Genomic DNA, 9,892 nt, shown 5'->3' on the forward strand with positions numbered 1-9,892 from the left:
TAAGTTAGACGCGTAGTGGTGCATTCATAACATTTAATAACAAGAATAAAAATAAAATCGTGTGCGTAGCAGTAGCTGACTGTTTTAGAACTGGATAAGGATGTCTAAATTAACTACATGGGTGACTTGTCGGGGGGGGGTGTTTTGTTAAAAAACGAGGGTAACATTAGAAAAATAGTAGTAATAAAAAACATAATAAAATAATTAAAGAAAAAAAGGAGAAAAGAAGTTTGTTCCCCTCTCCCTCCTAAAATAATGGAAAAAATAAGATAAAAAAGCAATAACAAAGGAGTTGATAAAAATGGCAAAACTTAATTGAAATAAAGTTAATCAACAAAAATTAGTTCATAAAAAAAGTTATGAAGATATATCTGGTGAGATTTCACTTTACCAACAATGTATTGAAAAACAATATCAGTTAATTGAAAAATTAATTAATCAATCACCCAAAAATTTTAAACTAACAAAAAATTTCTTTTTTGAAACACAAAAAATAATAAGTTGTTACCAAAAAAAATGTTAACCAAAAAATGTGCTTCTATACTAATTGATAAAATGATAAATAATAAATAAAAAAAATGGAGGATATTTAAAAATGCAAAATTTTATTAAAATTAATAACAAAAAAAGAATTACTAGTTATGAACATTTAAATAAAAAATATGATTTAAATTTTAGTGACTATAATTTTGGCTTTGATTGAGAAGTATTTAAAGACTTTGTTGGAGATAATTATGCCTGATATTTTACTTCATCCTGTTTTTTTAAGTTTGTCTCAGCAGGTCGTGGTACTAATAAAACATGAAATCATCTGGCTGAAAAATTATTTTTTGCTTGTAATTTTACCGATGCTTCGTCGGTCATTTTACGAAGATACGCCAACACCCACGAAGATACTACATTTGGCGATACAATTAATGTCTGTAATTATCTATATGATAAATATGGGATTGATATAGGACCTGAGAATGAAAATGCTATTATTTGACCTAAAAATGTTAAAGAAGGTGGAGAAATTGTTTTTCCTAATGGTGTTCGTATTGCTTTTGCGGGTTATGCTAATGGTAATAAAATTATGGGGAAAGTTGGAAAAGGAAGTGGTATTATATCAGCATGAACAGATGAAATGATACATGCCGAAGAAGAAGAAATTTTAACTGATAAAGAACTAGATAAAAGATATAATAATTTAAGAGTTTCAATGTTTCGTTCAAAAAGTTTAAAAGTATCTTATGAAAAATATACTGATGAAAATGATAATGAACAATATAATTTAGATAATCCTATTCCAGTAAAAGAATTATCTTGGACATTTCAAGAGTGAGATAACATAGCAAAAAAATATATAACCGTAACAACATATTTTCATAAAACATATTCTAATCAATTTACTTTTAATCCTTTTGATAAATACCATGTCTTTTATGAAAAATTTGTAACGCCATATTTGCCTTTAAATGAAAGAATTAAAACTATTTTAAAAGAACACAACCAAGTATATTCAAAAAATACACAAGCATTTAATGGCTTAGGTGTTTTTAATTTGCGATTAACTATGGGGGCTGTTTGAAATAAAATACCTGATATTACCAAAAAACTTGTTTTAGCAAATAAAGAAGAACGACCCGATTTATTTGAACTTGAATACTACGGATTTGAGTATAACGATAGTGACCCCAGTATTTATGTTTTACGAAATTATCGTAAATATATTAAAGAGTATAATTTACAAGATTTTTATAATTTCAATACAAAACAGTATCAATTTGATAGTTATTCAATTGGTGTTGATTATGCTAATGGTAGTGAAGACCATACTGTGTTTTTATTTAGTGGCTATAAAATTAATGAAAATAATGAATATGATAAGTACTTAATTGAAGAAAATGTTGTTACACCAAAAAACGCAATGAATTTAAATGAAATGGTTGAACATTACGGACAATGAATAATTAATACATTTGATAAATTTGATGATTTTGAATATGTGACATTTCATTATGATATTAATGCTCATGACTTTATGCAAAAATTACAAGAAGATATTTACCCTTATTTAGGTTATAAAATTAAAATATTTAAAGCTAAAAAACACCAAACTTCGCTTAATAAAGAAGCAGGCATAATTAATCGTGTAACATGAATGAGAAAAATGTTTGTTCAAGGCAAAATATATGGCATATTAGATAATTTTCCATTTTTAGATAAATGTATTAGTGAATTAAGGTTTAGCGATACCAAAACAAACACACCCGATAGTAAAATGTACCACGACCCATATGATGCTTTGTTTTATGGTTCTTATCCATATCGTTTTAAAATGGGAATATAAAAAAACTGCCTAAAAGCAGTTTTAATTTTTTAGCATTAAATATTATTTACCACATTTTCGTTCGCCTTCATTGATAGTAAATCATTTATCATCTATCTTTTGAATAACAAAACTACAATTTTCACATTTACTTAAATCTTCATCTAAGCTTATTAATTTATGCATAATATAATACCTCTTTTATAGTTATTTGATTTCCTTTATTAATTCTTCGTATGCTTGTTTTTGGCGTCAATAATACGGATTTTCCCAAATGCTATTAAAATCATTTTCACTATTATTAAATATCCCAGAATGCCTAATAATTATATTTAATAATTTATCATATAAATTATTTTCTTTTAATCGTTCTTTAAAAATATCTTGATTATCTGTATCCAATACAGAATTAAATAATATTTTTATTTCAGGCTTTTCAGTCTTTAATTCTTTTGCAATTATTTCTAAATTATTATTTAAGTCTAAAATTCCCTTATAACTACCCACAACTAAATTTGTAGGAACAACAATTAAATCACTAAATATTAGCCAACTTAAACTTAAATCATCTGTTGAGGGTGGATAGTCAATCAACACATAATCATAAGAATCAAATGTTGATTTGTATTCATTATATATTTTAAAACCAACCTGAAAATACATTCCTTTTGAGTAAAATTCTTTCATTGCTAATAATGATTTTTTTAAACTTTCTCCACCAGCAATAATATCAATGTTTTTATATTTTGTTGGTTGAATAATATTTTTTATATTATATTCACAATCACTGGCAATAATTTTATGTAATGTTTTTTCAGTATTAAAATTTTCAGTTGTTCTAGTTAATAATGTTAATGTTGCTTGTGTATCTAAATCAATTAATAAAACTTTGTTTTTATCTAATGCTAATTTATAGGCGACATTTTTGCAAAGGGTCGTTTTACCAACACCGCCTTTTTTGTTGCAAAAACTAATCATCTTCATTTTTATTATTCTCCAATCTATCAAAATAATATTCTAATATTTCATTCATCAAAGTTGTTTTACTTCATTTTTTTTCTTCTGCAAGAGAACAAAATTTATCAATTAATTCTGATTTACAACTTAATGTATGAATAAATTTTCTTTTTTTCATTTTATTTAATTCTTTACTATAAGAAGCAGTCTCATTAAGTAAAGAATTTTTTATATCTTTTGGCATAGTAACATCTCCTCTTTTATTTAGTATGTTATTTATAACACAATTAACACTTTAAGCACAAATAAATTATATCCTTGTTTAAAAGGAAAGTAAATAATAAAAGCACAAATAACACAATTAACACTTTAAACACAAATAACACAAAATTAAAACAATACTACTAAATTATTTTTATTACCATTTCCTCGTAAAAATAACGTTCGATGCGCCACAAACGACAATCGCAAAACAAGAAACAAATAACCCTTATAAAATAAGGGTTATTGGCTATTTTTGTTGATTAAAATATAAAAATGCAATTTTGGACGAGCGGTTGATTTTCTTAAATTTTTGTGATAAAATGACTTACAAGTTAAAAAAAGTTTTGAAGTTCTTTCAAGCAAATTTAGGAACCTTTATAAAATTCTTCGCTTAACGCTTAGAATTTTTCCCAAGTATTTTGAAAAGCGCGGCAAAAGTTTTTTTAAAATTTAAGTCGTTTTTCACAAACTTATGAAAATCACCGCGAGTCCAGATTAGTCCTAAAATATAATTACAATAATAATATATTTAAAAATGCTTGACTTGCATATATATTTATATATAATTTCAATGGATCTTGATAAAAAGTTTCAAGATCAAGATTAAAGAAAGGAAAATATATAAAAATGAAAAAACTTTTAAGTTTATTAAGTGTATTAACAATTAGTGGAACTGCTGTGCCAACAACAATTGCCGCTAGTCCTTATAAAAAACAAGAAACTAAAAATAGTGATATTAATTATCAACAAATAAATAATTTAGAAAATTTAAATAGAAATAAAAGACAGTTTGGTGCGTGGGGCGATGAATTTGATGATGCTACTTTATGAAATTCAGCACACAATAATAGAAAAATTAATATATCATTATTGCGAAATATAAATGCTGATCTAGGTAGTTTGTTACACATTGATGCTCGAAATATTTTACAAGCATTTTTATTTAATAATACACATTTAAACACATTAGAAAATAGAGGGGAGAGATTGATATCTTATTTAAGAGTTGGAAATATAAATACCAGGGCAGGTCGCGCAACTTTATATACAGAACGTAATAATTATTTTGAAGGAACAATAACTGTTGTTTGAAGTAGAAATAGTTCTGGAGATAAATATCCCAATTCAACACCCGATTTTTCTTCTAACGGACATATAGAGTTATAATAAATATTTATGGAAATAAAATTAATTATTTCCATTTTTAATTAAAATAACAAACATAATTATATAAAAAAACAGATAGGATACATATGAAAAATATATTAACTATTTTAGGCACAATAACTTTAATTGGAACAAGTACAACCAGTTTAGTTGCTTGTAATAATAAACCTAAAATACACGAATATACAAAAGAACAATTAACAAAATTAAAAGCAGAAAACAAAATAAATACAAAAGATGGTATTTTAGAATGAATATCACCACAAGAAAAACCATTTAATACAGTTGATGATAAATATTATTTTGTTGTGTGGCGTGGTGATGAAAATGATGCTTGAAAAATTATTAAATTTCAAAATAATGCAGAACAACGTGAAGAACAAATATTAGAAAATTATAAAAATTTTAGATTAATTCTTCATAATCAAAAAGTCTTGTATATCATAGAAATTAATAAACGGGGCATTCCATGAAATATAGAAAGTTTAAATTATTTTAAATCGGTTTATCGTTGAAATTATGATACTAACGTACCTAATTTAGGTGTGAATAATAAAACTGGTGAATTAATAGTTAATTAATAATAAAAAGTCATTTTATAAAATGACTTTTTATATTTCTAATGAAATTAATGATAATTTTTCATTGTTTTTATTAAATAATTGTAAATTATTAATATCAATTTGTTCTTTTTTTGTAAAAATTGTAATATCATAATTCCCATAGCCTCATATACCCGATATTTCAATTTGATTTAAAATAAAAATTTTATCATCAAAAGTTATTTTAATATTATCTTCAACTAAATTTTTAGTCATAATCATTCAATCTGCTTTAGAATAAAGTAATTTATATCATTGCGAAAAATAGTTTAAATATTTTTCTATTTTGTCATTAGAAATAATTAAACTAGTTAAATATTTACCATATTCTCCGTTTGATAATTTAATTTCAGCAGGAATAAGGGAGGGAATGTTGTTTGTTTCTAATTCATTTGTTATTGATAATCAGTTAAAAAAATTTGCTTCTAATTGATAAACTTTGTTTTCTGAAATATCTTTGTTTTTAACAATTACTTTATTATCATTGTCAATATTATTTTGTTGTTTTAAATTTCAATCTGTAATTTTCCCATTTTTTGTATCAATAATTGGTATATTTGGTTCATCGTCATAATTTCAACGATAAACCGATTTAAAATAATTTAAACTTTCTATATTTCATGGAATGCCCCGTTTATTAATTTCTATGATATACAAGACTTTTTGATTATGAAGAATTAATCTAAAATTTTTATAATTTTCTAATATTTGTTTTTCACGTTGTTCTGCATTATTTTGAAATTTAATAATTTTTCAAGCATCATTTTCATCACCACGCCACACAACAAAATAATATTTATTATCTTGTTTTAAAAAAGGATTATTATCATGATAAACTTTTTCTCAATAATTTATTGCCGAACCACTACTGATAAAGTTAAAATATGAAGAACTTAACTCAACTTTGCATTCTTTAAATTCTCAATAATCATCTTCTATTTTATTGGGAATTGAAACTAATTCAAAATAATAAGGAGAAAATAATTTAATATCATCATTATAACCCTTATTAATCGCGTATTTACTGTATGTATAATTTGAAAGCATATAGATAATTTGTTTAAAATGTTTAGCAGAATTATCATTAATAAGAGTTGGATTATCTAATTTTCAGTTTTCAAATAAACCATCAATGACATCTTTGGGTTTTTGTCCTTCGAATTTTTGGCGTAATTCAGCCACTTTATTAGCGGGGTTATTCTTTTCATCATATCTTGCCCCTTTAAATTTACGATCATAATTATAACGATATGTTAAATAATTTAATAATACTTGTTTTAAACCGTTTATAGGAAATAAATCTAAAATATTTTTTCTTTCAATATAGTTTTGGGATATGTTTCATGGTAAAAAACTTTCAGTAAATCAATACTGAAATACTCTTAAATTAGGGTTTGTTTCAATCGGCATTGATAACAAAGGCACCAAACTAGCATTTTCAATATTTGATGATGGATAAGAATAAACGCCATTAACATTGCCTCAACACTTAATGTTACCAAATAACATAGATTTAGGGTATTTAATTTCAATCCCAGTAAATACAGTATCTTCGGGCAATGATTTTTGCAATACTAAATGAATGCTATTCTGATTTTTTCATTTAAAGTCTGTTATTTTAACTAAATGAGTAGATTTAATAATATCAATACCGTCGGGTGTATATGGTCGTTTATATTCTTCAATGATATAGCATTCATTTTTGTTATCTTCACTAATTGGTTCATTAATAGATATTATTTTTAAGTCTAATGTTTCTAAAAATGCTTTGTCTTGTTTTGAAATATTATTAATTAAAATATCTTTCTCATCAATCATTACATAGCTAGTGCTATTATCTTGGACTGTTGTATTTTGTTGAATTTGTAATTTAAAATTAAAGTCGCTAATTTCATAACTAGTTATTTTAATATATTCATCTTTGTCAACAAAACCTATTTTAACGCTATTTTGAGAGTAGTTTAAGATTGGTTTTTGCTTTGTCTTAACAAGATTATTAATTTTATAAATATATAAGGTTCTGGCACGGTCTTCACTAAATAACTGTTCTAAATCAGGGTCGCTGTACTGCGATTGATTAGCAAAATCTAGCGGAATACTATCAATTGAATAATCAATTGGTTCATCATTTTCTGCTAATTGTGCTAACATTTTTTCAGATGGTTTTAACATTATTCTTGTCCCCCTTCTTCATTAGGTATATTGATAATAGTTTCGTTGTTTTTTAATTGTCTGTTTAAAGTAGCATTTACTGGTAAACGAACATCAACAATTAACTCATCAATATTTTTAATATTAAATGTTCTACTATTTAAAATAGAATTATCATATTTAATTAACTTAATAATAAATTCAGTTAATTTAATTTCTCTAATATATATCATTTGTTCGTATGATGCGTTTGTTTGAATATTTACACCCGCAACTTCCGCTTGTGTTTGTTGGGCTCCCTTAGCGATTGCGGGAACATGATGGCGATTTATTTTGTAGTAATTAGTTAATAATCAATCGTAGATTTTGGTTAATTGTTCACCTTTAAAATTACCAGCAATATAGTCTACTGGCTGAAAATTGCTATCGGGGTCTCCTTCAACTAGTAACAAGTCATTTTCAATAAATGAAGCCAACATTTTGCTAATTTCTTGGTCAACAACGCCAGTAACTCCATTAGTATTAATAGTAAATTTACCACTATTTAACAACGGGTCTAACATTATCTTTTCAGCAATAATATCTAAAATACTAGCAAATTGTTTTCCATAACGAGCAGAAGGTTCAAAATTAGGATTATTCGGAATAATTTCAATTGGAATAAAATCAATTGGTAATATTTCTTCTCTTTGTAAAGATGTATAATTATCTCATTTTGCATCATCAATATATAAATCAGTAACATTAGTATATAATCGTGTTTTTAACTTTCTAATAACTTTAACTTGTTTAATTACATAATCAATTTCTAATTTTTCGGTAATAAAAACACTCTGGTCATTTTTAAGATAAGGGTCATAATCAAAAGTACAAGATACTAAATTACCTAATTCGTCATATTGGTCATTGTAAAAATCAATGGTAATAAAATTAAGTTTTGAATTATTAGCAAAAATAAAATATGCACCTTTACCATTCTTATTAATTTTATATTCGTTATATCAATTTTTATTAGTAAAGTCCTGCATTTTTAAAAAGTTACTAATTAATTTAGTGTCTAAATACTTATTATTAATTGGATTATAAATGCTAATTTCTAACTCGCGTGGATTTAAAAAATTAGCATTATCTTCACAAATTCTTTTTTCTAAAATATCATTATGTTTTTGAACAGTAACATTTTTACGATTACTAATCGTTGATGCTAAATTAAGATAATAACTATCAATATCATAGCTTTTCTTTAATTTCTTTTTGGCAGGTAACAATCCCATTTATAACACCTCTTTATTTTGTATCTTCTTTTTTAATAACATCTTCAATACTATCTTGTTTTTGTTGTTTGTTATGAGTTTTGATAAATCTAATAGTTTCAATAATTAAAACAACAACCCCAAAACCATTAAGCATTGTACCAATAATTACATATGCAGGTCAACCAACCCCTAATTTAGTTGGTCCTATAAAACAAATAATAATTCCTGCAATAAAAAACAATGATGAAACTCCAAAGATTTTCAAAAACATAATTACATCTTTAATAGTTACTTTTGGCATAAAATCACTTCCTTTCTAAATTACTTTTTTTCTTTCAATAAACATTGTTCCCAGCCCTTTAAATGTTGATGGACCATTAACTCCAATATTAATTAATCCATCAGAATTAATAGATAATGCTAAACACGCACTATTAACACCTATCTGATCATATATAACACCTATTGTTTGTGTAAAACCACGCCTTGTTTGCAACATTCCTTGACTCTTTAAATCTCCTTTGCTATCTTTTCCTGAGGATCAAATTCTATAAATATAATTTTCTTTATCAAAATTAGCAATATTATATCCGATTTGACCAACTCTAAAATCACCAGTATCTACAATTTCTCATCCTGAAACATTTGGTATAACAATTGATTTTCTTAATTCATCTAAAATTTCTTTTTTTATTTTTTCAAGTTTTTCATCTTTAATTTTTTCTATAACAAGTTTATCTAATAAAGCATCAACTTCTAACTGCGTATAATATGCTTCTAAATCTATCGTTGTTAAATCAATACCTTCTTCTTGAAAAGTACGAAACATTTTCTTTAAAGTTGTTAGATTAGCCAATGATTTTGCATAGGTAGGCAATAGACCTTGTCATGTTGCCATTGGGTCATTTTGTGAAGAATAATTAATATCACCAACACTCATATTTGTCGAAGTAAAAAACTCAATTGGAATACGGTTAAATGTTCAATGCTCAACAGTAATAAACACCATATTAATACAAATCTTTTTTAATAACGGGTCTTTAAATGTTTCAAATTTTAATTTTGAAAATGGATAGTTTAAATAAGAATTAATCATATTTTGGGCTCTTAAAGCAAATGTTTTAAATCATAATTCTACATCACCTTTAAAGAACTTATTATAACGAACTGGAACTTGTGTAATT

General features: G+C 25.2%; 11 protein-coding genes. 4 read left to right on the forward strand and 7 right to left on the reverse strand.

Annotated features, from left to right (window positions below; genetic code table 4):
* Positions 1-301: 301 nt before the first annotated feature.
* Together D9R21_RS02340 and D9R21_RS02345 are read left to right on the forward strand one after the other, a co-directional pair.
* Entirely contained in the window at positions 302-523 is a 222-nt protein-coding gene (locus D9R21_RS02340) for a hypothetical protein (protein WP_126820939.1), read from the forward strand.
* Between the two features lie 72 nt (positions 524-595).
* Complete coding sequence (locus D9R21_RS02345) at positions 596-2,332, forward strand: hypothetical protein (RefSeq protein WP_126820940.1); 1,737 nt, start codon at positions 596-598, stop codon at positions 2,330-2,332.
* 42 nt (positions 2,333-2,374) lie between these two features.
* Here the strand turns inward: D9R21_RS02345 and D9R21_RS08495 are convergent, their stop codons facing one another.
* The 3 genes from D9R21_RS08495 to D9R21_RS02355 are packed head-to-tail and all read right to left on the reverse strand — an operon-like array spanning position 2,375 to position 3,512.
* Entirely contained in the window at positions 2,375-2,497 is a 123-nt protein-coding gene (locus tag D9R21_RS08495) for a hypothetical protein (RefSeq protein ID WP_255416602.1), read from the reverse strand.
* 21 nt (positions 2,498-2,518) lie between these two features.
* Positions 2,519-3,295, reverse strand: a complete 777-nt coding sequence (locus D9R21_RS02350) for a ParA family protein (protein ID WP_158613846.1) — start codon at positions 3,293-3,295, stop codon at positions 2,519-2,521.
* Complete coding sequence (locus D9R21_RS02355; protein ID WP_126820942.1) at positions 3,282-3,512, reverse strand: hypothetical protein; 231 nt, start codon at positions 3,510-3,512, stop codon at positions 3,282-3,284. Before D9R21_RS02355 ends, D9R21_RS02350 begins: the two co-directional genes overlap by 14 nt.
* 647 nt (positions 3,513-4,159) lie before the next feature.
* Here D9R21_RS02355 and D9R21_RS02360 point away from each other — a divergent pair.
* Together D9R21_RS02360 and D9R21_RS02365 are read left to right on the forward strand one after the other, a co-directional pair.
* Entirely contained in the window at positions 4,160-4,699 is a 540-nt protein-coding gene (locus D9R21_RS02360; RefSeq protein WP_126820943.1) for a hypothetical protein, read from the forward strand.
* Between the two features lie 86 nt (positions 4,700-4,785).
* Positions 4,786-5,280: a lipoprotein gene (locus D9R21_RS02365; RefSeq protein WP_126820944.1), complete on the forward strand. Its 495-nt coding sequence runs from the start codon at positions 4,786-4,788 to the stop codon at positions 5,278-5,280.
* Positions 5,281-5,310: 30 nt separating this feature from the next.
* Here D9R21_RS02365 and D9R21_RS02370 read toward each other — a convergent pair whose 3' ends face one another.
* From D9R21_RS02370 to D9R21_RS06895, 4 genes are all read right to left on the reverse strand, one after another.
* Positions 5,311-7,473 carry a hypothetical protein gene (locus tag D9R21_RS02370; protein ID WP_126820945.1) on the reverse strand — a complete coding sequence of 721 codons (2,163 nt, stop codon included), beginning with the start codon at positions 7,471-7,473 and terminating at the stop codon, positions 5,311-5,313.
* Complete coding sequence (locus tag D9R21_RS02375; RefSeq protein ID WP_126820946.1) at positions 7,473-8,726, reverse strand: hypothetical protein; 1,254 nt, start codon at positions 8,724-8,726, stop codon at positions 7,473-7,475. Before D9R21_RS02375 ends, D9R21_RS02370 begins: the two co-directional genes overlap by 1 nt.
* Before the next feature lie 13 nt (positions 8,727-8,739).
* Complete coding sequence (locus tag D9R21_RS02380; protein WP_126820947.1) at positions 8,740-9,009, reverse strand: hypothetical protein; 270 nt, start codon at positions 9,007-9,009, stop codon at positions 8,740-8,742.
* A gap of 15 nt (positions 9,010-9,024) precedes the next feature.
* Positions 9,025-9,892: hypothetical protein (locus tag D9R21_RS06895; protein WP_158613847.1), on the reverse strand; the 868-nt coding region annotated here is incomplete at its 5' end.

Origin of the sequence: Spiroplasma endosymbiont of Megaselia nigra (genome assembly GCF_003987485.1) — a bacterium.
Taxonomy (GTDB): domain Bacteria; phylum Bacillota_I; class Bacilli_A; order Mycoplasmatales; family Mycoplasmataceae; genus Spiroplasma.